24 protein-coding genes are annotated in these 24659 nt (G+C 60.1%); 23 read left to right on the forward strand and 1 reads right to left on the reverse strand.

Annotation, left to right across the window (positions count from 1 at the left end):
• Positions 1–6: 6 nt before the first annotated feature.
• The 19 genes from H8F22_RS12505 (at position 7) to H8F22_RS12595 (ending at position 17941) form a co-directional block, all read left to right on the forward strand.
• Positions 7–783, forward strand: a complete 777-nt coding sequence (locus H8F22_RS12505) for an ABC transporter permease (protein WP_027923579.1) — start codon at positions 7–9, stop codon at positions 781–783.
• Entirely contained in the window at positions 780–1547 is a 768-nt protein-coding gene (locus tag H8F22_RS12510; protein WP_172825941.1) for an SDR family oxidoreductase, read from the forward strand. The genes H8F22_RS12505 and H8F22_RS12510 overlap by 4 nt, the downstream gene beginning before the upstream one ends.
• 18 nt (positions 1548–1565) lie before the next feature.
• Positions 1566–2105 carry a cupin domain-containing protein gene (locus H8F22_RS12515; RefSeq protein ID WP_194940230.1) on the forward strand — a complete coding sequence of 180 codons (540 nt, stop codon included), beginning with the start codon at positions 1566–1568 and terminating at the stop codon, positions 2103–2105.
• A gap of 4 nt (positions 2106–2109) precedes the next feature.
• Complete coding sequence (locus H8F22_RS12520) at positions 2110–2994, forward strand: alpha/beta fold hydrolase (RefSeq protein WP_194940231.1); 885 nt, start codon at positions 2110–2112, stop codon at positions 2992–2994.
• Complete coding sequence (locus H8F22_RS12525) at positions 2991–3824, forward strand: IclR family transcriptional regulator (RefSeq protein WP_027923575.1); 834 nt, start codon at positions 2991–2993, stop codon at positions 3822–3824. The genes H8F22_RS12520 and H8F22_RS12525 overlap by 4 nt, the downstream gene beginning before the upstream one ends.
• A 1-nt stretch (position 3825) precedes the next feature.
• Positions 3826–4623, forward strand: a complete 798-nt coding sequence (locus H8F22_RS12530; RefSeq protein WP_027923574.1) for an SDR family oxidoreductase — start codon at positions 3826–3828, stop codon at positions 4621–4623.
• Positions 4616–6298, forward strand: a complete 1683-nt coding sequence (locus H8F22_RS12535; protein WP_059182768.1) for a thiamine pyrophosphate-binding protein — start codon at positions 4616–4618, stop codon at positions 6296–6298. The genes H8F22_RS12530 and H8F22_RS12535 overlap by 8 nt, the downstream gene beginning before the upstream one ends.
• 10 nt (positions 6299–6308) lie before the next feature.
• The gene (locus H8F22_RS12540) at positions 6309–7112 is read left to right on the forward strand and encodes an aspartate dehydrogenase (protein WP_027923572.1); all 804 of its coding nucleotides are present in this window, start codon (positions 6309–6311) and stop codon (positions 7110–7112) included.
• Positions 7113–7122: 10 nt separating this feature from the next.
• Positions 7123–8619 carry an aldehyde dehydrogenase gene (locus H8F22_RS12545; protein ID WP_194940232.1) on the forward strand — a complete coding sequence of 499 codons (1497 nt, stop codon included), beginning with the start codon at positions 7123–7125 and terminating at the stop codon, positions 8617–8619.
• Complete coding sequence (locus H8F22_RS12550; RefSeq protein WP_027923570.1) at positions 8616–9581, forward strand: VOC family protein; 966 nt, start codon at positions 8616–8618, stop codon at positions 9579–9581. Before H8F22_RS12545 ends, H8F22_RS12550 begins: the two co-directional genes overlap by 4 nt.
• Positions 9582–9594: 13 nt before the next feature.
• Positions 9595–10737, forward strand: coding sequence for an FAD-dependent monooxygenase (locus tag H8F22_RS12555; RefSeq protein ID WP_027923569.1), 1143 nt, complete (start codon positions 9595–9597; stop codon positions 10735–10737).
• Positions 10738–10751: 14 nt separating this feature from the next.
• Positions 10752–11069, forward strand: a complete 318-nt coding sequence (locus H8F22_RS12560) for a hypothetical protein (protein ID WP_027923568.1) — start codon at positions 10752–10754, stop codon at positions 11067–11069.
• A 1-nt stretch (position 11070) separates the two neighbouring features.
• Positions 11071–11298: a recombinase-like helix-turn-helix domain-containing protein gene (locus tag H8F22_RS12565; protein ID WP_027923567.1), complete on the forward strand. Its 228-nt coding sequence runs from the start codon at positions 11071–11073 to the stop codon at positions 11296–11298.
• A 21-nt stretch (positions 11299–11319) separates the two neighbouring features.
• Positions 11320–12354: an aromatic ring-hydroxylating oxygenase subunit alpha gene (locus H8F22_RS12570; protein WP_027923566.1), complete on the forward strand. Its 1035-nt coding sequence runs from the start codon at positions 11320–11322 to the stop codon at positions 12352–12354.
• Entirely contained in the window at positions 12351–12788 is a 438-nt protein-coding gene (locus H8F22_RS12575) for a Rid family hydrolase (RefSeq protein WP_027923565.1), read from the forward strand. The genes H8F22_RS12570 and H8F22_RS12575 overlap by 4 nt, the downstream gene beginning before the upstream one ends.
• Positions 12789–12791: 3 nt before the next feature.
• Entirely contained in the window at positions 12792–13751 is a 960-nt protein-coding gene (locus H8F22_RS12580) for a PDR/VanB family oxidoreductase (protein WP_027923564.1), read from the forward strand.
• A gap of 389 nt (positions 13752–14140) precedes the next feature.
• A complete protein-coding gene (locus H8F22_RS12585) occupies positions 14141–15370 on the forward strand; it encodes a hypothetical protein (protein ID WP_194940233.1) in 1230 nt (409 codons plus the stop codon).
• A 475-nt stretch (positions 15371–15845) separates the two neighbouring features.
• Positions 15846–17138, forward strand: coding sequence for an MFS transporter (tcuC, locus tag H8F22_RS12590; protein ID WP_027923562.1), 1293 nt, complete (start codon positions 15846–15848; stop codon positions 17136–17138).
• Positions 17139–17164: 26 nt separating this feature from the next.
• Complete coding sequence (locus tag H8F22_RS12595; RefSeq protein ID WP_027923561.1) at positions 17165–17941, forward strand: substrate-binding domain-containing protein; 777 nt, start codon at positions 17165–17167, stop codon at positions 17939–17941.
• Here H8F22_RS12595 and H8F22_RS12600 read toward each other — a convergent pair.
• A complete protein-coding gene (locus tag H8F22_RS12600) occupies positions 17931–18836 on the reverse strand; it encodes a LysR family transcriptional regulator (RefSeq protein ID WP_194940234.1) in 906 nt (301 codons plus the stop codon). The two genes, H8F22_RS12595 and H8F22_RS12600, sit on opposite strands and share 11 nt — an antisense overlap.
• Before the next feature lie 467 nt (positions 18837–19303).
• Here H8F22_RS12600 and H8F22_RS12605 point away from each other — a divergent pair, with 467 nt between their 5' ends.
• The 4 genes from H8F22_RS12605 (at position 19304) to tcuC (H8F22_RS12620) (ending at position 24354) form a co-directional block, all read left to right on the forward strand.
• A complete protein-coding gene (locus H8F22_RS12605; protein WP_027923559.1) occupies positions 19304–20239 on the forward strand; it encodes a LysR family transcriptional regulator in 936 nt (311 codons plus the stop codon).
• Between the two features lie 167 nt (positions 20240–20406).
• Positions 20407–21861: an FAD-dependent tricarballylate dehydrogenase TcuA gene (tcuA, locus tag H8F22_RS12610; protein ID WP_194940235.1), complete on the forward strand. Its 1455-nt coding sequence runs from the start codon at positions 20407–20409 to the stop codon at positions 21859–21861.
• On the forward strand, positions 21848–23005 hold the full coding sequence (gene tcuB / locus H8F22_RS12615) for a tricarballylate utilization 4Fe-4S protein TcuB (RefSeq protein ID WP_194940236.1): 1158 nt from the start codon (positions 21848–21850) through the stop codon (positions 23003–23005). Before tcuA ends, tcuB begins: the two co-directional genes overlap by 14 nt.
• 47 nt (positions 23006–23052) lie before the next feature.
• Positions 23053–24354: an MFS transporter gene (tcuC, locus tag H8F22_RS12620; protein WP_027923556.1), complete on the forward strand. Its 1302-nt coding sequence runs from the start codon at positions 23053–23055 to the stop codon at positions 24352–24354.
• Positions 24355–24659: the final 305 nt, after the last annotated feature.

Below are 24659 nucleotides of genomic sequence, written 5' to 3' on the forward strand. Positions count from 1 at the left end.
GACACGATGAAAAACCTCAATAACTCCATGCTCGGCAGCGTTGCCCTGCTGATCCTGTTCCTGGTGCTCTGGCAATGGGGCCCGGGACTGCTCGGCATGCCCGAATTCGTCATGCCGCACCTGAGCCGCGTGGCCCAGGAAAGTGTGGTGATGTGGCAAACCGGCGGTCTGCTGCAACATACCTTGATCACCGCATTCGAGATCATCGTCGGCTTCGGCCTGGGCGCTCTGCTCGGTGTGGCGATCGGTGTTTCGCTCGGGCTCTCGCCCGCTGCCGAAGCCATGCTGTCGCCATACATTTTGGCCCTGCAAATCGCCCCCAAAGTCGCCTTCGCCCCGCTGTTCGTGATGTGGCTGGGCTACACGATTTACCCGAAGATCCTGATTGCCATCCTGATTGTGTTCTTCCCGGTGATGATCAACGTGCTGTCGGCCATCCGCACCGTTGACCCGGACATGATCAACCTGGTCCGGACCATGAACGCCAGTCGCTGGCAGATCTTCCGCCTGGTGGAGTTCCCATCGGCCATGGCCGCGCTGTTCTCGGGCTTGCGCATTGCCTCCACCCTGGCTGTGATCGGCGTCACCGTCGGTGAGCTGGTCGGCGGCAACCAGGGCTTGGGATTCCTGCTGGTCGATGCCGAAGGTCAGGGCAACACCGCGGGCGTATTCGTCGCCATTGTGATGCTCACGCTGATCGGTGTGCTCTCTTACGGCGCGGTGGTCTGGGCCGAGAAACGCGTTCTGCATTACATGCCCAAAGCCATGCTGAGTACCCAATGATGACGGCCCTCAATCGTTTGCTCGAAGGCCGCCGGATCCTGGTCACCGGGGGCGCCCGCGGATTGGGTTATGCCTTTGCCCAGGCCATCGGCCGCGCCGGTGCCCACGTGGTGATCGCCGACATTCTTGCCGAGCGCGTCCAGCAATCGGCCACTGAACTCGTCGCCGAAGGCCTGACCGTGCATGGCGTGACAGTTGATCTGGCGCAACCCGATTCGATCGATGCCTGCGTGGCTGAAGCCACCCGCTTGCTCGGCGGCCTCGACGGCCTGGTGAACAACGCTTCAATCACCAATTCCGGCGGCAAGACCTGCGAAGAGCTGAGCCTCGAGACCTGGGATCAGGTCATGCAAGTCAACGTGCGCGGCACCTGGCTGATGACCAAGGCGTGTCTGCCGGCCCTGCGCGCCAGCGGTCATGGCGCCATCGTCAACCTGGCGTCGGACACGCCGCTGTGGGGTGCGCCCAACCTGCTGGCCTATGTCGCCAGCAAGGGCGCAATCATCGCGATGACCCGCAGCCTAGCCCGCGAACTGGGCACCGACAACATCACGGTCAACGCCATCGCGCCGGGCCTGGTGCTGGTCGAAGCGACCGCCTACGTGCCCGAAGCACGTCACCGTTTGTACAACGATCACCGGGCCATTCAACGCCCACAACTTCCCGAAGACGTCAGCGGCGCCGTGTTGTTCGCGCTGTCCGACCTCGCCCGTTTCATCACTGGACAAACCTTGCCGGTCAACGGCGGGTTCGTCATGCCTTGACTTGATCTGGAGACAGCCATGACCGATTTATCAGCACAGCAAGACACCCCGAAAAGCTGGGAACAGCCAGCCGGCAGCGATCTCGAAAGCTGGATGAAAACCCGCATCGCTCGCTATGACACGCGCAAGTACGACTGGAACGCGCTGAAGTTCCAGGCCGACTACGATCCGAAATTCCGTCGTGCGCAAATGCGCTACATCGGCACCGGCGGCACCGGCGTGAGCACCGACATGAACACCATCCCGTCGGAGAATTTCACGTTCTCGACCATGGTGATTCCGGCCGGTCATGAAGGCCCGCCGCACCTGCACACTGACGTTGAAGAAGTGTTCTTCATGCTGCGCGGCAAACTCAAAGTGATCATCGAAAAGGACGGCGAGCGCTTCGAAACCATCCTCACCGACCGCGACGTGATTTCCGTGCCGCCCGGCGTGTACCGCGAAGAGATCAACATCGGCGATGAAGACGCGCTGATGTGCGTGATGCTCGGCGCGAAAAAACCGCTGACCCCGACCTACCCGCCAGAACATCCTCTGGCCTCGATCAAGCGCGGATAAGCCCATGTCGTACGCCATCGATAATCTCGTCCCGCCGCTCACGGCTGACCTCCAGGCACAACTGGCCCTGAACTTTCCGGTGCGTACGCTGGAGATCGCCGGCGGTCGCCAAGCCTTTCGCGAATGCGGGTCCGGGCCGGCCATTGTGTTGTTGCACGGGATCGGCTCAGGCTCGGCGTCGTGGTTAGAGGTGGCGCAGGAGCTTGGCCAGAGCGCCCGGGTGATTGCCTGGGACGCGCCCGGCTACGGTGATTCCACGCCGCTGAGATCGCTGGCCCCCGACGCTTCGGACTACGCCGAACGACTGCTGCAACTGCTCGACGCACTGGGCATCCAGCGCTGTGTGCTGGTGGGTCATTCCCTGGGCGCGATTACTGCCACGGCGTTCGCCAGCGGCGTGCAGCAGCAACGGATCAGCCGGCTGGTCTTGATCAGCCCGGCCCAAGGCTATGGCCATCCATCACGCGCGTTGCAGCGTCAGGAAGTGCGCAACAAACGCCTGCGTGCCCTGGAACAACTGAGCATTGAGCAGATGGCCGAGCAACGCAGTCCCTACATGCTTTCACCCGCCGCCAGCCCGAAAGCACTGGCCTGGGTGCGATGGAACATGGCGCGGCTCAATCCCGATGGCTATCGCCAGGCCATTGAACTGCTGTGCAGCGATGACCTGCTGCGGCACCCACCGCTGTCGATGCCTTGCGAAGTGCATTGCGGCGAAGCCGACGGCATCACCGCGCCCGAAAGCTGCCTGACCCTGGCCAAGGCGTTGGGCGCCACGTTCAACCTGATTGCCGATGCCGGGCATGCCAGCCCTATTGAACAACCTTATGTCGTGGCGGGCCGTCTGGCCTTTGCCATTAAAGAATCCCTGACAGGTGCATCTCTATGAACGATTCAGATCTGCTGAAGGACGCTCAGGACAAATACATCGTGCCGGGCCTGGAGCGCGGTCTGCTGCTGCTCTGCGAATTCAGCCGGCGCAATCGCACGCTGACAGCGCCAGAACTGGCCCGGCGTCTGGCACTGCCACGCTCGACCATATTTCGTCTGCTGTCGACCCTGGAAACCATGGGGTTTGTCACCCGCAGCGGCAATGAATACCGCTTGGGCATGTCGGTGCTACGCCTGGGCTTTGAATACCTGGCTTCGCTGGAACTGACCGAACTGGGCCAGCCGCTGCTGGCTCGCTTGTGCGACCGCCTCAACTACCCGAGCAACCTGGTGGTGCGCGATGGTCGTTCGATCGTTTACGTGGCCAAGGTCTCGCCGCCGTCAGTGTTCTCCAGTGCGGTCAACGTCGGCACTCGCCTGCCCGCCCACGCCACTGTCCTCGGACGAATTCTGCTCGAAGACTTGTCGCTGGCCGAGTTGCGTGAGCTGTACCCGGAAGACCATCTGGAGCAGTTCTCGCCGTGCACGCCGAAAACCGTGATGGAACTGTTCGACCTGGTTCAGGCTGACCGCCAGCGCGGTTTCGTCAGCAGCGAAGGCTTCTTCGAGTCAACGATCTCGACCGTTGCCGCCCCGGTGCGCGATGAGACGAGCAGGATCGTCGCCGCGCTGGGCGTCACGATCCCGACCGCACAGATCGCTCACGTCAACTTCAACGAGTTGCTCCTGCAAGTGCGCCGTAGCGCCGACGAACTGTCGCGGCTGCTCAACTACAACAGCGCTGCTGCCCATGACGGGCACCGCGTCACTGCATTGATGAGGGATTGAGATGAGCCTTTATCAACTGCAAGACAGCACCGCGATTGTCACCGGCGGCTCTTCGGGCATTGGCCTGGCCTGCGTCGAGTTATTGCTCGAAGCCGGCGCGGCCGTGGCCTTTTGCGGCCGGGACGAAAACCGGTTGCGCAACGCTGAAACCGAATTGCGTCAACGCTTCCCCGAAGCACGGCTGCTCACCCAAGTTTGCAACGTGCTCGATGCGGACTCAGTCAAGGCGTTTGCCGCCGCCAGTCTGGCCGCATTGGGCCCGGCCAGCGTGTTGATCAACAACGCCGGGCAAGGTCGGGTGTCGACCTTCGCCGACACCACCGACAGCGCCTGGACCGAAGAGTTGAACCTGAAGTTCTTCTCGGTGATCAACCCGGTCCACGCCTTCATGGCACAGCTGCAACGCCAGCCGAACGCGGCCATCGTCTGCGTCAACTCGCTGCTGGCCAGCCAGCCGGAACCGCACATGGTCGCCACCTCGGCCGCTCGCGCCGGGGTCATGAACCTGGTGCGCTCGATGGCCACCGAATTTGCCGGTCAGGGTATTCGGGTCAACGGCATCCTCATTGGCCTGGTTGAGTCCGGGCAATGGCGCCGACGTTTCGAGGCCCGCGAAGAGCGGGACCTGGACTGGACCCAATGGACCGCCCGGCTCGCGCAACAAAAACACATTCCCTTGGGGCGTCTGGGCCTGCCGATTGAAGCGGCCCGCGCGATCCTGTTTCTGGCCTCGCCTCTGTCGGCTTACACCACAGGCAGCCATATCGATGTTTCTGGAGGCCTGTCCCGTCATGCGTAATGAAAATACTGTCACCGTTGGCGCTGCCATCACCGCGTTTCTCGAGCAGTGCGACGTCAAGGCCGCGTTCGGCGTGATCTCGATCCACAACATGCCGATCCTCGATGCCTTCGCCGTTCGCGGAAATATCCGCTTCGTCATGGCTCGTGGGGAAGCCGGCGCCACTAATATGGCCGACGCCTATGCCCGCACCACTGGCGGCCTCGGTGTCTGCCTGACATCCACCGGCACCGCAGCCGGCAACGCCGCAGGCGCCATGGTCGAAGCGTTGACCGCCGGCACACCGCTGCTGCACATCACCGGGCAGATCGAAACACCGTACCTGGATCAGGAATTCGCCTACATCCACGAAGCCCGCGACCAACTGACCATGCTCAAGGCTGTATCGAAGGCTGCGTTCCGTGTGCGCAGTGTCGAAACCGCCATCAGCACCATGAAGCTGGCCGTGCAGACTGCGCTGACCGCTCCCACCGGGCCGGTCAGCGTGGAAATCCCGATCGACATCCAGTCGACCTTTATCACGATGCCGACCGACCTCTCGCCGCTGCCAATCCCAGTGGCCGTCCCCGCGCCCGAAGCGCTGGACCTGGTGGCCGAACGACTGGCCACCGCCACCCGTCCATTGCTATGGCTCGGCGGCGGCGCACGACACGCCGGGCCTCAAGTCAAACGCCTGCTGGACATGGGCGTCGGCGTGATCACCTCGACCCAGGGTCGCGGTGTGGTCAACGAAGATGACGAACGCTGCCTCGGCGCGTTCTCGCAAAACAAACTGGTCGAGCAGTTCCTGCAAAGCTGCGATGCCTTGCTGATTGCCGGCTCCCGTCTGCGCAGCAATGAAACCTTCAAGTACGCGTTGAAATTGCCACGCAACACTTTGCGCATCGACGCCAACCCGGCCATCGAAGGTCGCAGCTATAACAGCGAACTGTTCATCTGTGGCGACTCGGCGCTGGCACTTGAAGGTCTGGCGGATCGTCTGGAAGGTCGGCTGCAAATCGATCCGACCTTCCTTGCCGAGCTCAAGCAAGTGCGCGAAAAGTCCCGCACGCAACTGATCGCCGACCTCGGCCCGTACTCGGCCATGGTCGAACAGCTGCAAGCCATCACCGGGCGCAATTTCTCCTGGGTACGTGACGTCACGCTGTCCAACAGCATCTGGGGCAACCGCCTGCTGACCCTGTTCCACCCGCGAGCTGGCGTGCATGCCCTCGGCGGCGGCATTGGCCAGGGCCTGTCGATGGGCATCGGCGCGGCAGTCGCTGCGGCTGAAACAGCCCCTGAGCGCAAGGTCTTCGCCCTGGCCGGTGACGGCGGTTTTATCCTCAACCTCGGCGAACTGGCGACGCTGGTGCAAGAAAAAGCCAACGTGGTGATTCTGCTGATGAACGACCAGCGCTACGGCGTGATCCGCAACATTCAGGACGCGGTCTACGGCAGCCGTCACTGCTACGTCGACCTGCACACCCCGGATTATTCCAAGCTGGCGGAATCGCTGAACCTGCGCCACGGCCTGGTCACCGACCTGAAGGATTTCGGCCGCGTGGTCGACGGCGCACTGGCTCAACCCGGCCCGTTCCTGCTGGAAGTGGACATGCTCGCCGTCGGCAGCTTCGCTACCCAGTTCGCCGGTCCGCCCAACAGCGAAACCAAAGCGCAAAAAGCCACGGCCTGAGGACTTCGTCATGTTGCATATCACCATGATCGGCTGCGGCGCCATTGGCGTCGGCGTGCTCGAACTATTGGAGAAGGACCCGCAGCTGTGCGTTGACTACGTCATCGCTTCGACCGGGTCTGAAGAATTGGTGCGCCAGCGGCTGGCCAGTTTCAAGCAACCACCGCAGGTGCTGACCGCCTTACCGGCCGACGCCCGCCCGGACCTATTGGTCGAGTGCGCCGGCCACCGCGCCATCGAAGAACATGTGTTGCCGGCGCTGGAACGTGGCATTGCCTGCCTGATCGTCTCGGTCGGCGCGCTGTCCGAAGTTGGCCTGGTTGAACGCTTGGAAGCAGCAGCCGAACGCGGCCAGACCCGCATCGAGTTGCTGCCCGGCGCTATCGGCGGCATCGACGCCTTGTCGGCGGCCAAAGTCGGCGGGCTGGATTCGGTCAATTACACCGGCCGCAAACCGGCTAAAGCCTGGAAAAACACCCCCGCTGAACAGGCCTGTGACCTGGACAACATTACCGAAGCCACGGTGATTTTTCAGGGCAGCGCCCGGGAAGCGGCACGGCTCTATCCAAAAAACGCCAACGTCGCCGCGACCTTGTCGCTGGCCGGGCTCGGCCTGGATCGCACCCATGTGACGCTGATCGCCGATCCGCTGAGCGAGGAGAACGTCCATCACTTCGAGGCTCGCGGCGCTTTTGGCGGTTTCGAACTGAGCTTGCGTGGCAAACCGCTGCTGGCCAACCCGAAGACCTCGGCGCTGACCGTTTACAGCGTCGTCCGCGCCCTGGGCAACCACGCCCACGCGATTTCGATTTAGGGGACCGTCGATGACTCTCGAACAGACTTTACCGATCTGCATTGCCGGCGACTGGCGCCTCGGTCGCGGCGAGCGTTATGCCACGTGCTACCCCGCCACGGGCGAAGCCGTCGCCTGGCTGAATGCCGCCAGTGTCGACGACGTTGAAGACGCCGTGCAAGGCGCCCATCAGGCGTTTTTGCACAGCGGCTGGGCGCAGCGCAAACCTCACGAACGGGCCAGCGTGCTTTACCGCATCGCCGAGCTGATCCGTGAGCGCAGCGAGGAACTGGCGCAATTGCAGCGCCAGGACAACGGCAAACCGATCAACGAAACCCGTGCCCTGGTGGCCAGCGCCGCCGGCACATTCCAGTTCTTCGCTTCGGCCTGTGAAACCCTCGAAGAAACCATCACGCCGTCCCGTGGTGATTTCGTCAGCATGAGTGTGTACGAACCGATGGGCGTGATCGCCGCGATCACCCCGTGGAACTCGCCGATTGCCAGCGAGGCGCAGAAGGTCGCTCCGGCGCTGGCAGCGGGCAACGCGGTGGTGATCAAACCGGCGGAAATCACCCCGTTGATGGCCCTGCAACTGGCGCGCATCTGCGAAGACGCAGGCTTGCCTAAAGGCCTGCTCAGTGTGCTGCCGGGTAAAGGTTCACTGCTCGGTGATGCGCTGACCCGTCATCCGTTGGTCAAGCGCGTGTCGTTCACCGGCGGCACCAAAACCGGCAAGCACATTGCCCACATCGCCGCCGACAAGATGATGCCGGTGTCGCTGGAACTGGGCGGCAAATCACCGACCATCGTCCTCGACGACGCCGACCTCGACCACGCGGTGGCGGGTGTGCTGTACGGCATCTTCAGCTCTTCAGGCGAAGCCTGCATCGCCGGCTCGCGGTTGTTCGTCGCCCGCGCGCTGTATGAGCCGTTCATGTCGCGCCTGGTGGCCGCTGCGGCCGAACTGCGCGTCGGTGATCCGGCCGATGAACGTACCCAAATGGGTCCGTTGATCAGCGCCGGCCACCGCGACTCGGTGGAGCGTTATGTGGCTCTGGGGCTGGCCGAAGGTGGACGCCTGCTGCTCGGTGGCAAACGTCCGAGCGGCGGCGTGTACGACCAGGGTTATTACTACCCGCCGACCATCCTCGAAGGCCTGAACAACAGCCAACAGGTTTGTCAGGAAGAGATCTTCGGCCCCGTTTTGGTGGCGATGCCCTTCGATGACGAAGCGCAATTGCTCGAACAGGCCAACGACAGCCTGTACGCCCTCGCCGCCGGCATCTGGACGCGCGACTACAAACGCGCCTGGGCACTGGGCCGAAAAATTCAGGCCGGTACGGTGTGGATCAACACCTACAAACAGTTCTCGATTTCCACACCGTTCGGCGGCTGGCGCGACAGCGGTCTGGGCCGTGAAAAAGGTCGCCTCGGCATCCTGCAGTACATGGAACAGAAAAGCCTTTATTGGGGCATGAATGAACAGCCACTGGCCTGGGCCGGTGCGCAACGAGAGGTTGGGTTATGAGCGTTTTAGGCATTGATGAAGTCACCTACGGCGTCGAGGACCTCGACACCAGCGTGCGTTTTTTCAGCGACTGGGGCCTGACTAAAGTCAGCGAGCAGCCTGATGAAGTGATCTTCGAAACCCTCAACGGTTGCCGCGTGGTGCTCGCCGACATCAACAAGGCCGGTTTGCCACCTGCCATCGAAGCCGGTTCAACCGTGCGCGAAGTGGTGTGGGGCGTCGAAAGCGACGCCGACTTGAAGCTTTATAGCGAACGAATCGCCAACGATCCGGGCTTCATAGAAGCCGATGGCCGCATCGGTTGCACCGACCCTAACGGCCTGGCAATCCGCCTGCAGGTGACCCGCAAACGTGACCTGGAGATCGAGTGCAGCGGCCATAACACCTGGCAGACCAAAGGCCGGATCAACAAAGCCGCGCCGATCTACGACCGCGCCACGCCGATCGAAGTCGGTCATGTGGTGTTTTTCGTCAAGGACGTGAATGCCTGCGAAGCCTTCTATCACGAGCGCTTCGGCTTCCAGGCCTCGGACCGTTATCCGGATCGCGGAGCGTTCCTGCGCACCGCCGAAGAAGGTGGCCACCACGACCTGTTCATGCTGCAACTGCCCGCCCCTCGTGCCGGCTTGAACCACGTCGCCTTCACCGTGCGCGATGTGCACGAAGTGTTCGGCGGCGGCATGCACATCTCCCGTCGCGGCTGGGCCACGGAAATCGGCCCGGGCCGACACCCGGTGTCTTCGGCGTTCTTCTGGTACTTCAAGAACCCGGCCGGCGCCCTGGTCGAGTACTACGCCGACGAAGACCAACTGACCGGCGAATGGCAGCCACGGGACTTCGAGCCGGGCCCGACGATGTTCGCTGAGTGGGCGATTGCCGGCGGCATCGATGGCAATACCCGTCGCCAGCAACATGTCGAAGCGCCGCAAGGCAAGTTCCTCACCGACAAACCGAAATCCTGAGCAGGAGTCGTCCATGTCTTCGCTGAATATCGCTATCGCCGGTGCCGGAATCGGCGGCCTGACCGCCGCCATCGCCCTGCATCGCGCAGGCCATAACGTCACCGTATTCGAACAGTCGAAAGCCTTTTTGCGGGTCGGTGCCGATATCAACCTGACCCCTAATGCCGTGCGTGCTCTGGATGGTCTTGGGGTGGGCGCCGCCGTGCGCATTCCGGCCGCTCGTCCAACGCACCGGATCAGTCGCCTGTGGGACAGCGGCGAGGAAACCTCGCGCCTGGAAATGTCCGATGCCGCCGAACAGAAATACGGTGCACCGCAACTGACCATTCACCGCGCCGATCTGCTGGCCGCGCTGGCGGACGTCTTTCCACCAGAACAGGTGCAGTTTGGCAAACGCGCCGACCACGTCGTGCAAACCGCCGACGGCATCGAGTTGCGCTTCAAGGATGGCAGCCGTCACTTCACCGATCTGTTGATCGGTGCGGATGGCATCCATTCGGTAGTGCGTAATGCGCTGTTCGGTGATGAGCAACCGCGCTTTACCGGAGTGGTCGCTTACCGCGCCGTCGTACCTGCCGAACGCGTGGCCCATGTGCCGAACATTCAGGCGTTCACTAAATGGTGGGGCCCGACGCCGGAAAGCCAGATCGTGACGTTTCCGCTGAACCAGGGTCGGGACATTTTCATCTTCGCTACCACCGCTCAAGACAGCTGGCATGAAGAGTCCTGGACCAGCGCCGGCGATGCCGACGAGTTGCGTAGCCATTATCAGGACTTCCACCCGGATGCTCGCGCTCTGTTGGATGCGTGCAACGAGGTGCTCAAGACCGCGCTGTATGAACGCGATCCGCTACCGTTCTGGTCCAAAGGGGCGATGACGCTGCTGGGCGATGCCTGCCATCCGATGATGCCGTTCATGGCTCAGGGCGCCGGCCAGGCGATCGAAGATGCGGTGGTGCTCGCTCGCCATTTGCAAGACCTGACCGGCACCGCGCAAATCGCCGATGCCCTGCAGGCTTATCAGCAGGCGCGGTTGCAACGCACCAGCCAGATCCAGATCGGCTCGCGCGGCAACCAATGGCTCAAGGACGGCGGTAACGCCGACTGGGTTTATGGCTATGACGCCTGGGCCGTGCCGATGCCGAACGTGGCGTGAGCAGGACCGCAGCCATGAGCGAATCCTTGCTGGTGACCGTACTGCTCAAGCACGACCAATCAAAGAACCTGGAAGACATTCAGCGGCACATGAAGCAGCAGGACTGGTGGGAACGGTTTCCCCCGCAAGGCGTCGAGGTGGTGTCCTGGACCGTGGCCATGGGCCTGGGCCAGATCGTCACCCTGCGGTTGCCGCCGAGTCTGCTGCCGACCCTCAACGTCGAGCTCGAACGGTCGGCCTGGGGCGTGTTCAGCACCGAAGTTTTCCCGACGTATGACTTTATTCCCGTGCGCGAAATGATCCGCGAACGGGTACGTAACGGAGATCAATGAGATGAGCAATACCGAACCCTACCTGGAGCCCCATCAGGCCCGCAAACGTCCGAACACCCAGTTCGAAGAGTTGCTCGGCGACTCCATCGAGCGCGCCTTCGGCAACGGAGTGACCGAATTGCCCGATCTGCTCGCGCACCTGAATCTGGCCGGGCCGCCCTGCCCGCTGACCACCGGAGAGTGGACAGCAGACGCCTATAAAACCCTGATGGCTCGGCTGGGCGAATGACCCGCCGGAGGACAATAAGAAATGAACATGAATACAACCGTCGATCCAGCTGAAAACCTCTTGGCCAACGGGTTGAAAAACCTTTGGTTCCCGGTCCTGCCCTCCGATCAATTGGGCGAAAAACCGGTGTCAATTCGCCGTCTGGGCTACAAAATCGCCCTGTGGCGCGACAATGACGGCAGCGTCCATGCCCTTGAAGATCATTGCCCTCATCGCGGCGCGCCGCTGTCCCAGGGACCGGTGCTGGGTGACCGTCTGCAATGCCCTTATCACGGCGTCGAAGTGCGCTGTGACGGCACCGTCACCAAAGTCCCCGGCAGCCCTGGTTGCAAGCTTGAAGGCAGCCGCCCGACACGCATGTTTCACACCCGTGAAGCCGCTGGCGCGATCTTTCTGTACAACGCTGCAGATCCGCACGTGGACACCCCTCCGGAGCTGGTCCTGCCAGAGCAACTGACCTCCCCCGAATGGAGCAGCTTCCTCTGCTACACAGAATGGAAAGGCGATTATCGCTACGTCATCGACAACGTCATGGACCCGATGCACGGCACCTACCTGCACAAGATGTCGCACTCCATGAGCGAAGGCGAAGCCACCGCCAAGTTCGTCACCCGCGACACCGACAACGGTTTCTTCTTCGAGAAAGAAGGCCAGCGCGGGGTGAATTTCGACTGGACCGAGTTCATGGATAACGGCTGCCACTGGCTGCGCCTGGAAATCCCCTATCCGAAAACCGGCGGCCCGGGCGGCAACTTCACCATCATCGGCAGCTACACGCCGAGCAGCCGCTCCTTGTCCGCGGTGTTCCACTGGCGTTGCCGTCCACTGACCGGCTGGCAGCGCGATACCTGGCGTTTCCTCTACAAAAACCGCCTGGAAGCACGCCACTGGGCAGTGCTGGAACAGGACCGGGTGCTGCTCGAGTTCATGGAACCGGACGCCAACCAGCGGGAAAACCTCTACCAGCATGACTTGGGTGTGGTGCGTCTGCGTCGCTACCTGAAAAACGCGGCCAAGGCCCAACTGGAGCTGATCGACGCGAAGCAGGTGCCATGAACGCAGCCGTGCAACGTGTTCAGGCCGGCTCGTTGATCGAGCCGGCCAGCGCCACCTGGTCGAATGCCTTGCTGATCGGCAATGAAGTGGTGATGTCCGGCATGACCGGCCATCCCGCTACACGCCTGGCCGTTGTGGCAGACGCGCCGCTCGATGCCTACGCCCAGACACTGGTCGTGTTGAACAAAGTCCGGGCGTTGGTCGAGGCGGCGGGTGGGCATATCGGCAACATTTACCGGCTGACGGTGTATGTCACCGAGATCGCCGACAAGGACGAAGTGGGTCGCGCACGGCGTGACTTCTTCGAAGGTCAGGCGGTTTTTCCTACCTCCACGCTGGTTGAAGTGAGCGCGCTGGTGTTTCCCGAACTGCGGGTGGAGATCGAGGCCGGCGCGCGTCTCGATCTCGATTTGCGTACTGTCGAAAAGAGGTGACCGATGTCCCATTCCTCCCCCCTCACCGCTCGCGTGCACACACTGCGCTACGAAGCCGAAGGCATCATCAGCGTCGAGTTGCGGCCGTTTGGCGACACGGTGTTCGCCCCGTTTGAAGCCGGCTCGCACATCGATTTGCACTTACCCAACGGACTGGTGCGCAGTTATTCACTGCTCAACTCGCCAAGCGATCAAGGCCGTTATGTGATCGGCATTCTGCGAGATCGCAACAGCCGTGGCGGCTCGGAATTTGTGCATGCGCAGCTGCGGGTCGGCATGCAACTGCCAATCTCGTCGCCGCGCAATAATTTCCAGCTCGACCTCAGTGCCAGACATAGCGTGCTGGTGGCTGGCGGTATCGGTATCACGCCGATCTACTGCATGTTCCGGCAACTGCTGGCGCTGGGAAAATCCGCCGAGTTGATCTACTGCGCCCGCTCGCGACAGGAAGCCGCGCTGGTTGAGGAACTCAGCGGCTTGAGTGCCAAAGTCGTCTATCACTTCAACGATGAAAAGGGCATGCCGCCAGACCTGAGCGCCTACCTGGCGGGTCAGCCGAGCGATACGCACTTCTATTGCTGCGGCCCGACGCCGATGCTCGATGCTTTCGAAAGTACCTGCGAAGGCCTCGGTTACCCTCATGCGCATATCGAGCGTTTCACGGCGGCAGAACTGCCGCCGTCTGAAGACGCGCAGAGCAGCTACAGCGTCGAGCTGAAAAAAACCGGCAAGACACTGTCGATCGAGCCGGGTTTGAGTTTGCTCGACGTACTGCTTGAGGCGGGTTGCGACATCGAGTACAGCTGTCGCGAAGGGGTCTGCGGGTCGTGCGAAACACGCGTACTGGAAGGTGATGTCGACCACCGGGACGGCGTGCTGACCAAAGCCGAACGTGCGGCCAACAAATCCATGATGGTGTGTGTGTCGGGTTGCAAGAGTCGGCGATTGGTACTGGATCTATAACGCGAGTATCAAGTTTCCAGGGTTAAACAGGCCGACAGATATGTCGGCCTTTTTTATGCGCGTGAAATAAAAAACGCACACTGAACGTGCAGTTTCGTTACCCCTCGACGCGCCTGTTTCATGGGCAATACAAACAAATATGTTTCCCATATAAACAATTGTTTTTATTGAGTTTTTAAGCACCCAACAGACTTTTGGCAGTTGGCATAGTTTCTGCTCAGGTAACCCTGAGTTCATAGGCCATACGCCGTATTACCCATAAAACAACAAAAACAGAAACGCACTTAATCAAAGCAACACTCGCCGTTATCCACCCATCGCCACTGTTAAGGCGAACGGAAAAGTGTTGCCAGTCACTTTGTAGCGTTCAATTGAGCAGCGGAGTCAACATGAAGCATTACCTTATATGTATGGGACTGATGATGAGCAGTTGCGTGAGCTTCGCCGGTGAACCCGGTCCCGCCGCGCCCGTGACATCGACTACCGGTAAAAAGCCGTTTCCGCATATCGCTTGGCGCAGCGACGATGGCGAAAGCAGTCTGGACATCGGTGGTGCCCTGCGAACCAACTACCGCGACGAGCATTGGGACACCACCGAAAACAACGGGCGTTTTCTCTTCGACACCTTCCGTGTCGACGTACAGGCGACCTACAAAAATCTCTACAGTGATGTCGGCTACTGGTTTCAGGATGACGGCAAACGCTCCATCGACCGGGGCTTCGTCGGCTACCGCCTGAACAGCAACTCAAACCTGCAACTGGGCGCTCCATTCAAACCGTTTGGTCTGGAACCCTATCCACAATTTGGCTGGAGCTATCACCTGCCCTTCTTCATGGGCTATGGCGTCAGCGCCGGCACAGGCCTGAAATACAGCTACAAGGATCAGGACTGGGATCTGCAACTGGGGTACTTCCCGCGCATGTTGCCTTCCGACATTCGCTACTCGCCGGAAATCGGGCGTTACGCCGACCTCAAGGACAATGCGATCCCCTTCACCCAGTCGCGCCAGGACAACGAGAAACACAACCAGATCAACGCCCGGGTCGCGCGGACCTTTATTAATGACGGCTGGAAAACCGAAATCGGCGCGTCGGTGGCCACCGCCCAGCTTTACAACGCCACCACCAAAGACGACGGCGATTACTGGGCCGGCGGTATCCACGCCATCTTCAACGCCGGCGCGTGGACCGTCTCCACCCAAGGCATTCGCTACGAGTACGACCCTAAAAACCCTACCGGTGTCAGCAACGACTCGGTGCTGATGGGCGGTAACGGCCTGACGCCCGCGTATCTGATTGCCTCCAAGGCCACCATTGCTTCGCTGAACGTCGGCTATGACATCCCGACGCCGAAACTGGGGCAATTGAAGAAGATCAAGCTCTACAACGACTACAGTCGCATGATGAAAGACAAGAGCGGTTGGGACGACTCGCAGATGTACACTGTCGGCGCACAGTTCCTGGCCATGCCGATCATGGCGTGGGTCGATCTGACCTGGGCAAAAAACGCCAACCCCTATGGCGGCGCGGAAAACGGTACGGGCTTTACCAATACCAGTTCGGTTGGCAGCAATACCTGGTACTACCGGACCAATATCAACATTGGGTATTACTTCTAATGCCTGCCTTATGGCCGCTGTTACGGCTGCGATAAATCCGTCGGCAGACGTAATGTTTCGGCAACTCTACGTCCTGATTCGGCTGATTGCATTGGATCGTTTACTGCCGGTCGCGACCGGCAGAATTCGCCCATTAGCGAACGCTCAGCCTACGTCTTTTTTCGGCTAGAGGCCGTCACCTGCAGGGTGATGACGTTTGCACCGACATCGGCCATAGATATTTTGCAAACGACTTCGTAAGCTCCAGCCTACTCTTGTCTCTTTTTCCCCAGTCCCATGTTTAGCAGTCGCGTCGACGAGATCGGATTCTACGTTTACCGACCCTCTCCTTCGCTCGCATTGATCTGTTTCACGCATTAATGCATGCCAACAATGCACTTATCATATCGATCATCCTGTTCCACCATTCGCCCTAATAAGAACCGTGCGCCGCGTCCAGGCAGCGCACGTCATAAAAGCGGTGGAGTACAGGTCAATGACAACATCAAACCCTTCCGGGCGTTCACGCGCCAGTGCCATTTTCCGGGTTACCTCGGGCAACTTCCTCGAACAGTTCGATTTCTTCCTTTTCGGTTTTTACGCTACGCAGATTGCGGCTGTGTTCTTCCCGGCCAGTAGTGAGTTTGCCTCCTTGATGATGACCTTCGCGGTGTTTGGCGCGGGTTTCCTGATGCGTCCGTTGGGCGCGGTGGTACTCGGTGCTTACATCGACGATGTGGGTCGGCGCAAAGGGTTGATCGTGACGCTGTCGATTATGGCCAGCGGCACGATTCTCATTGTGTTGGTGCCCGGTTACGAAACCATCGGGTTATTTGCGCCCGCTATCGTACTGATCGGTCGCTTGCTGCAAGGCTTCTCGGCCGGTGCGGAAATGGGGGGCGTCTCGGTGTACCTCTCGGAGATCGCCACGGCGGGCAACAAAGGTTTCTTCACCAGTTGGCAGTCGGCCAGCCAGCAAGTGGCAATTATCGTCGCGGCGGCTTTGGGTTACGGGTTGAATCAGTGGATGGCGCCCGCAATGATTGCCGATTGGGGCTGGCGGATTCCGTTTTTCGTCGGTTGCATGATCGTGCCGTTCATTTTTTTCCTGCGCCGTAACCTCGAAGAAACAAAGGAGTTCGAAGCGCGCAAACATCGGCCGAGTATGGGCGATGTGTTCCGCACCCTCGCGCAGAACTGGGTCATCGTGTTCGCCGGGATGATGATGGTCGCCCTCACCACCACGGCTTTTTACCTGATCACCGTGTACGCGCCAACCTTCGGCAAAACCGTGCTGCACCTGAGTACGTCCGATGCGTTATTGGTGACCCTGCTGGTGGGTGTTTCGAACTTCTTCTGGTTACCCATTGGCGGCGCATTGTCTGACCGCATCGGTCGGCGTCCAGTGCTGATCGCCATGGCGCTGTTAACCCTCGCCACGGCGTATCCAGCGCTGACTTATCTGGTCAACGCGCCAAGCTTCGTCAACATGCTGTTGGTCTTACTGTGGTTGTCGTTCATTTACGGTTTGTACAACGGCGCGATGATTGCGGCGCTCACCGAAATCATGCCGGTCGAAGTCCGTGTTGCCGGCTTTTCACTGGCGTATAGCCTGGCCACGGCAGTGTTCGGGGGTTTCACTCCGGCGATGTCGACCTTCCTGATCCAGTACACCGGCGACAAGGCCGCACCCGGTTACTGGATGAGTTTCGCCGCACTCTGTGCCTTGTGCGCGACGCTGTATCTCTACCGCCGCTCCACCGGCCGCCTGCAACCGGCGATGTCTTGAACCTGCCCTTTTGTGAGAACACGACCATGAACAAACTATTTAATTTCGCCGCCCTCGGCCTGGTGGCCAGCCTCGGCCTGAGCTCCGTCGCCCAGGCAGAAGAGATCCGCGTGATGACCTCCGGCGGTTTCACCGCGGCCTACAAAGTTCTCGGCCCGAAATTCGCCGCGTCCACCGGCAACACGCTGGACACCGCCCTTGGCCCATCGATGGGCAAGGCGCCGGAAGCGATCCCCAATCGCTTGGCCCGTGGCGAGAAGGCTGACGTAGTGATCATGGTCGGCTACGCCCTCGATGACCTGATCAAGCAAGGCAAAGTTGATCCCGCTTCACGGGTTGAACTGGCCGATTCCCGAATCGGGCTCGTAGTGCGTGAGGGCGCGACGAAGCCGGACATCAGCTCCGTTGACGGACTGAAGAAAACCTTGCTCGACGCGAAGTCCGTCGCCTATTCCGATAGCGCCAGCGGCGTGTACATCGAGGATCAGTTGTTCAAGCGCCTGGGCATTGAAGACCAACTCAAACCCAAATCGAAGATGATCCCGAAAATCCCCGTGGGTTCGGTGGTTGCCACCGGCGACTACCAACTGGGCTTCCAGCAGGTCAGCGAATTGCTGCCCGTGCCGGGCGTAAGTTTTGTGGCAAAGATTCCAGAGTCGGTGCAATCGGTAACGCGTTTTGCTGCCGGCATTCCCGTAGGCGCGCAACACCCGGCTGAAGCCAAGGCGTTGCTGGAGTACTTGGCGTCCTCGGCCGCTCAACCGGATGTCAAGGCCACCGGGCTGGATTCGGTCAGTCGCTGACCTGAACTTTCATTTCCACCACCAGCCGTTCCAGTTCCAACGCAGCCGGGGTCAACGTGCGACCCCGGCGCTTGATCAGGCCGACACTGCGCATCACCTGCGGGTCGGTCAGCGGTACCCGCGTCAGAATCGGGTGATCCGCTGCCGGCATCGCCATCAGCGGCACCGCAGCGACCCCCAACCCCGCTTCAACCAAGCCGATCATCGTCGTCACATGCCGGGTTTCACAGATGCTCTGCCGTTGCGGCACGATGCCGGTCAGCGCCTGATCCAGCAAAAAGCGATTGCCCGAGGTCTTGTCCAGCGAGATGTAATCCTGCTGATAGAACTCATCCCAGGTCACGCTGGTTCGACCCGCCAACGGATGATCGCGCCGACAGGCCAGTACATAACCTTCCTGCACCAATGGCTCGAACTCGACTTCAGTCTCCAGCGTACCCATGAAGCTCAGACCGAAATCGGCTTCGCCATTGACGACGGCGCTGAGTACGTCGTGGGCGCTGGAGTCGAGCACTTTTACTTTGATCCTCGGGAACTGCCGGTGGTAATGGGTGATCACGCGCGGCATGAAGTAATACGCTGCCGAGGGCACGCAGGCCACCGTGACATGGCCTAGCCGGGTCGAAGCGACTTCGCTGATGCCCAGCAGCGCCACGTCCAGATCGTCCAGCAAGCGCTCGACGCTGGGCATGAAACCGCGCCCGGCCTGAGTCAAGCTGACCTTGCGTGTAGTGCGTTCGAACAATCGTACTCCGAGGGCGTCCTCAAGTTTTTCGATGCGCCGGCTCAGCGCAGGCTGAGAGATACGCACGGTGTCGGCGGCTTTGCGAAAACTGCCCTGCTCGACCACGGCGCGAAAAGCTTGCAGGTCGTTGAGGTCGAAGTTTATGGCCATGGTGCGCACTCGGGATCAGACAGATTGATCAGCTTATCCTATGAATGTAAAAAATTATTCCACAATGTAGGTTCCTGTGGGGTTGGAGACAGTGTGCGAAACGCGCTGGCAACGATCAGCAAGCACTAAGCATTCATCAATATGGCGCCAGTGCGGTTCGCCGCTGTTCTGGTCGCGAAGCCGGGGTGAATACGCAGACTGGATATCTATAGCGTTGGGTCCGCTAGACACGACCTTTACCGACAAGCAGCAACCCATCGAAGTGCCGTCTAAGGCACCCTGGTATGAAATCCAGGGTCGGTGGCCACAGTCTCGAGACAGCTTCGGGTCAGCTGCTACCATCCTCGACAACGCGCACGCGCTCAACGGTCAGCCCAAACCTGCGAGAATACTGCCTCTTCGGGCTTCGCAACTTGTATGGCGAACGTTCAGGTATTTGAATAACAAATTCGCGAGGAGCCGCCACATTGGAATTGAGACAACTGCGCTATTTCGTAAAAATCATCGAGCTTGGCAGTCTGGGGCGTGCGGCACTTGAACTGGACGTTGGTGTGTCAGCCCTCAGTCAGCAAATCTCCAAGCTGGAAAGCGAACTGTGCACCCGCCTCCTGAATCGAACCTCTACCGGCGTGACGCCCACTAGCGCCGGATTTGCGTTTTTACACCATGCCCAATTGACGCTACGCCAGGCGGAAAACGCAATCATGGCCGCCCATCGCGGGCGAATGAGCGGTTATGTCAGCGTCGGTTTACCGCCGACTACGGCAACGGTGCTCGCGTTGCCGTTGATCAACGCAATGCGTGCGCGTTATCCGGACATACAACTGCATTTGGTGGAAATGCTTTCCGGCCACTTGGCGGCGCAGCTCAACGCACGGCAAATTGATCTGGCCATCCTGTTCCAGCTCGAAGGGGGTAAACGCTGGAGCGTGACTCCGCTGCTGGATGAAAAGCTGTTTGTCATTGCCTCGCCCAGCCTGCCTCAAGCGCCTTCTGGTGATAGCGTGCAGTTAGCAGACCTCGGCGGCCTGCCGCTGGTGATGCCCAGCGCGCAACATGGATTGCGCTCGGCATTGATGAGCGCGTTCGAGCGGGTCGGGCTAACACCCAACGTCATTATGGAAGTCGACGGTCTCGCTGTTTTGATGAACGCCGTTCGGGCAGGTCATGCGGCAACGATACAACCGGGGGCGGCCGCTGCATTGAAAGACGGGTCCGGACTTTCAGTGATCAGGATTGCCGATCCCCATGTGGGCCGGCGTAATCTTCTGGCGACGCTGGCTGACGACGAACTCTCTCCGGCGGCGCTGGCAACGCGTCTGGTCATCGTCGATGTGGCACGACAGCTGGTGGTCGACAAACAGTGGCCTGGAGCTACATGGATAGAAGGTGTAGACGCTTGATCCTTCCTCATCCCGGCCCCATTAGTCTCTTCTGACGACAAAGCCTTTAGAAAAACTAAACACCCCGCGTCAAACACAGCCTTTCGGCCACTCCTTGCTCACCCTATCGTTCTCCCCACTCGCAAGGAGCACTTCGTTCCCGCCTCCTTGCAAATCGAGGAGCGATAATGATCGATGTCTTAATCATAGGGGGTGGCAACGCTGCCTTGTGCGCCGCTCTGATGGCGCGAGAAGCGGGCGCCAGCGTGATGCTGCTGGAAGCCTCTCCGAAAATCTGGCGCGGTGGCAACTCCCAACACACCCGTAACCTGCGGTGCATGCACGACGAACCGCAGGACGTGCTGATCGATGCCTATCCGGAAGAAGAATACTGGCAAGACCTGTTGAAGGTTACCGGTGGCCTCACGGATGAAAAGCTTGCACGCATTGCCATTCGGGCATCGTCCTCTTGCCGCGACTGGATGCGTTCACACGGCGTGCATTTTCAGCCACCGCTGTCCGGCGCGCTGCACGTGGCGCGGACCAATGCATTTTTTATGGGCGGCGGCAAAGCGCTGGTCAATGCCTATTTCCGCAGCGCCGAGCGCCTGGGTGTAAAAGTTCGCTACAACACGCAAGTGACCGACATCGAGTTGGACGACGGTAAATTCGTCGCCGCCCATGTGGGCGAACATGAGGTCGATGGTCAGCGTTTCGCCGCAGAACGCATTGAAGCCCGGGCCTGCGTGTTGGCGGCCGGTGGCTTCGAATCCAACCGTGAATGGCTGCGCGAAGCCTGGGGTCAGAACGAACGCGGTGAATGGCCATCGGACAATTTCCTGATCCGGGGCACCCGATTCAACACCGGCATTTTGCTACGGCGCATGCTCGACCTGGGCGCAGATGTGATTGGCGATCCGACGCAAGCACACATGGTCGCGATTGATGCCCGCGCGCCACTCTACGACGGCGGCATCTGCACCCGAATCGACTGCGTATCGCTGGGTGTGGTGGTCAATCGTGATGGCGAACGCTTCTACGACGAAGGTGAGGATTTCTGGCCAAAACGTTATGCGATCTGGGGCCGTCTGGTGGCCGGACAACCCGGTCAGCAGGCGTATTCGATCATCGATCAACAAGCCATCGGCCGCTTCATGCCGCCGGTCTTTCCCGGAACCACCGCCACTACTTTGCAAGACCTTGCCCGCCAGTTGAAGCTGCCTGAAGAAAAATTCGTCAAGACTGTCGAGGACTACAACAACGCCTGCCGCGTTGGCACGTTCGATCACACGGCGTTGGACGACTGCCACACCCAAGGACTGACGCCCGCCAAAACCCACTGGGCGCGGCCATTGGTGAAACCACCTTTCTACGCCTACCCGCTTAAACCGGGTGTCACGTTCACCTACCTCGGCCTCGCCACCGACGAAACCGCTGCCGTGCATTTCAACGGCAAAGCGAGCCCCAACCTGTTCGTCGCGGGAGAAATGATGGCCGGCAATGTTCTGGGCAAGGGCTACACCGCCGGCATCGGCATGGCCATCGGTACCGCGTTCGGCCGCATCGCCGGTGTACAGGCGGCCGCTTCGGTGGGCTTTGGCGTTTCATCTGCAAACACGGAGTCTCGCTATGCAACTGTTTGATCCCCAAGCGTCGGGCGGGTTGATCCCGGTGTTGAATCTTGACGAAAGTGAAGTCCAGCGGCAGTTGACCATCTGCAATAGCTGCCGTTATTGCGAAGGCTTTTGCGCGGTATTTCCGGCGATGACCCGGCGCCTGGAATTCACTCAGGCCGACATCCATTACCTGGCGAACTTGTGTCATAACTGCGGCGCGTGCCTGCACGCCTGTCAGTACGCCGCCCCACACGAATTCGACGTCAACATACCCAAAGCCATGGCCAAAGTGCGCCTGGATACCTACGCCGAATACGCCTGGCCGCAAGTAATGGGCAGGTTGTATCAGCGCAACGGCCTGACCCTGGCACTGGCTTCCGGTGGGGGACTGGCCTTGTTTCTATGCCTGACCCTGATGCTGATGGGCAACCTGTTCACGGCCATTCCCGGGGGCAATTTCTACCAGATTTTCCCGCATAACACCCTGGCGCTGATGTTCGGCTCAGTGTTCGGCTTTGCGGTACTGGCACTGACCCTGGGTGTACGGCGCTTCTGGCTCAACGTTTCACCGGTCGCAGCGCCACTGCCGTTGAAAACGTCCGCGGCATTGGAGGCTACGGCCAACGTCGCGAAGCTCAAATACCTGGACGGCGGCCATGGCGAAGGCTGCAACAATGCCGACGATCAATTCACCTTGTGGCGACGCCGATTCCACCACCTCACCTTCTACGGCTTCATGCTGTGCTTCGCCGCCACCGGTATCGCCACGCTCTTTCACTATCTGCTGAAGTGGTCGGCGCCTTATCCGATCTTCAGCTTGCCGGTGATGTTGGGTATTGCCGGTGGCATCGGCCTGCTGATCGGCCCGGCGGGTCTGCTTTGGCTGAACCTGCGTCGCAACCCTGCGCACGGCGATGAAAACCAAAAACCCATGGATCGCGGCTTCATCGCGCTGCTGTTTCTGGTCAGCGCAAGCGGCCTGGCGCTACTGGCTTTGCGTGAAACCAGCGCCCTGGGCTTGATGTTGGCGATTCATCTCGGCCTGGTCATGGCGTTTTTCTTGACCATGCCCTACAGCAAATTCGCCCATGGAATATTCCGCAGCGCAGCGCTGCTCAAACACGCCATCGAGAAGCGTCAACCCAACCCGATCAACGCCGGCAGCGACTGACGGTTAAAGCACTCATTCCAAAAACAATAGTGAGCATAACGGTAGCCATGATGAAAACGACAACGGCAACAACCCGAGCCAAGGGGTCCAAATTGGGCGCCATATTGCGGGTCACCAGCGGTAACTTTCTCGAGCAGTTCGACTTCTTTCTGTTCGGGTTCTACGCGACCTACATCTCCCGGACCTTCTTTCCAGCCACTAGCGAGTTTGCCTCGCTGATGATGACCTTCGCGGTATTCGGCTCCGGATTCCTGATGCGTCCGTTAGGTGCCATTGTGCTGGGCGCGTACATCGACAAGGTGGGTCGTCGCAAGGGGCTGATCGTGACGCTGTCGATCATGGCCGCCGGTACCGTATTGATCGCCTTGGTGCCGGGCTATGCCGCCATCGGCGTGGCGGCACCCATTCTGGTGTTATTGGGCAGGCTGCTACAGGGCTTCTCCGCTGGCGCGGAAATGGGCGGTGTTTCCGTGTACCTGGCGGAAATTTCCACCCCCGGGCACACCGGTTTCTACACCAGTTGGCAATCGGCCAGCCAACAGGTGGCGATCGTCGTCGCGGCCGCGTTGGGCTACACGATCAATGCCACGATGCAAGCCGCTGAAATCGCCGATTGGGGATGGCGTATTCCGTTCTTCATTGGCTGCGTGATCATCCCGTTCATTTTCATTATTCGTCGTTCACTGGAAGAAACTGCTGCCTTCACTGCTCGCAGCCATCGTCCAACCACTCGCGAAGTGTTTCGCTCGATGCGTGACAACTGGCGCACCGTACTGGCGGGCGGTTTGCTGGCGTCTATGACCACTACCACGTTCTACCTGATAACGGTCTACACACCGACGTTTGGCAGGACAGTACTGAACCTGAGCACCACCGACAGCCTGGCGGTCACACTGCTGGTCGGTATCAGCAACTTTATCTGGCTGCCCATCGGCGGCGCCCTCTCCGACCGCATTGGCCGTCGGCCACTGTTGCTGGCGATATCGTTGCTGTGCATCTTCACCGCCTATCCCGCCATGCACTGGCTGGCAGAGGCGGCGAGTTTCGAACGACTGCTTACTGTTCTGCTGTACTTCTCATTCTTCTTTGGCATTTACAACGGCGCCATGGTCGCGGCACTGACCGAAGTCATGCCACAGAACGTGCGGGTCGTCGGGTTTTCACTGGCCTTCAGTTTGGCCACCGCGGTGTTTGGCGGTTTTACCCCGGCAATCTCGACACTGCTTGTCCAGGCCACGGGCGATAAGGCATCACCTGCCTACTGGCTGATGTTCGCGGCGGTGTGCGGGTTCACGGCGACGACGATTCTGTATCGTCGGCACAAACCTTTGGCCGTCAGAACCGTTTAGTTCTTCGATCGCCGACGCTTACCACGCGTCGATCCGGGGAAGTATTCAGCCTAAAGACCCCATTTAATGGGCATAGACAGATTCTTCGAATAATTCTCAATAGGTGGCCCTTGATTCCACTCGATCAAGGGCCCGAAGCAGAGATGCTGCTTTTCCAAGAGCGCAAGAGGCGGTCGATTTAACACCGGAGTACGAGATCTGACTTGTGCTTATTCGTATGGCCCATGACCGGCTATATCGGGTCGGTTGCTGCTCTTCGCGACAGGCAGCGATCGGTCGGAAGTAGATAGAGAAAGGCGACCAAG

It is taken from the genome of Pseudomonas mucoides (genome assembly GCF_015461845.1).
Taxonomy (GTDB): Bacteria; Pseudomonadota; Gammaproteobacteria; order Pseudomonadales; family Pseudomonadaceae; genus Aquipseudomonas; species Aquipseudomonas mucoides.

What these genes read in the sequence shown, in the direction of transcription:
- H8F22_RS12545 (WP_194940232.1), top strand. Translation starts at nt 7,123, where the DNA reads ATGACTCTCGAACAGACTTTACCGATCTGCATTGCCGGCGACTGGCGC.
- H8F22_RS12555 (WP_027923569.1), top strand. Translation starts at nt 9,595, where the DNA reads ATGTCTTCGCTGAATATCGCTATCGCCGGTGCCGGAATCGGCGGCCTG.
- H8F22_RS12575 (WP_027923565.1), top strand. Translation starts at nt 12,351, where the DNA reads ATGAACGCAGCCGTGCAACGTGTTCAGGCCGGCTCGTTGATCGAGCCG.
- H8F22_RS12580 (WP_027923564.1), top strand. Translation starts at nt 12,792, where the DNA reads ATGTCCCATTCCTCCCCCCTCACCGCTCGCGTGCACACACTGCGCTAC.
- H8F22_RS12540 (WP_027923572.1), top strand. Translation starts at nt 6,309, where the DNA reads ATGTTGCATATCACCATGATCGGCTGCGGCGCCATTGGCGTCGGCGTG.
- H8F22_RS12600 (WP_194940234.1), bottom strand. Translation starts at nt 18,836, where the DNA reads ATGGCCATAAACTTCGACCTCAACGACCTGCAAGCTTTTCGCGCCGTG.
- H8F22_RS12530 (WP_027923574.1), top strand. Translation starts at nt 3,826, where the DNA reads ATGAGCCTTTATCAACTGCAAGACAGCACCGCGATTGTCACCGGCGGC.
- H8F22_RS12565 (WP_027923567.1), top strand. Translation starts at nt 11,071, where the DNA reads ATGAGCAATACCGAACCCTACCTGGAGCCCCATCAGGCCCGCAAACGT.
- H8F22_RS12550 (WP_027923570.1), top strand. Translation starts at nt 8,616, where the DNA reads ATGAGCGTTTTAGGCATTGATGAAGTCACCTACGGCGTCGAGGACCTC.
- tcuA (WP_194940235.1), top strand. Translation starts at nt 20,407, where the DNA reads ATGATCGATGTCTTAATCATAGGGGGTGGCAACGCTGCCTTGTGCGCC.
- H8F22_RS12595 (WP_027923561.1), top strand. Translation starts at nt 17,165, where the DNA reads ATGAACAAACTATTTAATTTCGCCGCCCTCGGCCTGGTGGCCAGCCTC.
- tcuB (WP_194940236.1), top strand. Translation starts at nt 21,848, where the DNA reads ATGCAACTGTTTGATCCCCAAGCGTCGGGCGGGTTGATCCCGGTGTTG.
- H8F22_RS12570 (WP_027923566.1), top strand. Translation starts at nt 11,320, where the DNA reads ATGAACATGAATACAACCGTCGATCCAGCTGAAAACCTCTTGGCCAAC.
- tcuC (WP_027923556.1), top strand. Translation starts at nt 23,053, where the DNA reads ATGATGAAAACGACAACGGCAACAACCCGAGCCAAGGGGTCCAAATTG.
- H8F22_RS12535 (WP_059182768.1), top strand. Translation starts at nt 4,616, where the DNA reads ATGCGTAATGAAAATACTGTCACCGTTGGCGCTGCCATCACCGCGTTT.
- H8F22_RS12525 (WP_027923575.1), top strand. Translation starts at nt 2,991, where the DNA reads ATGAACGATTCAGATCTGCTGAAGGACGCTCAGGACAAATACATCGTG.
- H8F22_RS12520 (WP_194940231.1), top strand. Translation starts at nt 2,110, where the DNA reads ATGTCGTACGCCATCGATAATCTCGTCCCGCCGCTCACGGCTGACCTC.
- H8F22_RS12515 (WP_194940230.1), top strand. Translation starts at nt 1,566, where the DNA reads ATGACCGATTTATCAGCACAGCAAGACACCCCGAAAAGCTGGGAACAG.
- H8F22_RS12585 (WP_194940233.1), top strand. Translation starts at nt 14,141, where the DNA reads ATGAAGCATTACCTTATATGTATGGGACTGATGATGAGCAGTTGCGTG.
- H8F22_RS12510 (WP_172825941.1), top strand. Translation starts at nt 780, where the DNA reads ATGATGACGGCCCTCAATCGTTTGCTCGAAGGCCGCCGGATCCTGGTC.
- H8F22_RS12505 (WP_027923579.1), top strand. Translation starts at nt 7, where the DNA reads ATGAAAAACCTCAATAACTCCATGCTCGGCAGCGTTGCCCTGCTGATC.
- H8F22_RS12560 (WP_027923568.1), top strand. Translation starts at nt 10,752, where the DNA reads ATGAGCGAATCCTTGCTGGTGACCGTACTGCTCAAGCACGACCAATCA.
- tcuC (WP_027923562.1), top strand. Translation starts at nt 15,846, where the DNA reads ATGACAACATCAAACCCTTCCGGGCGTTCACGCGCCAGTGCCATTTTC.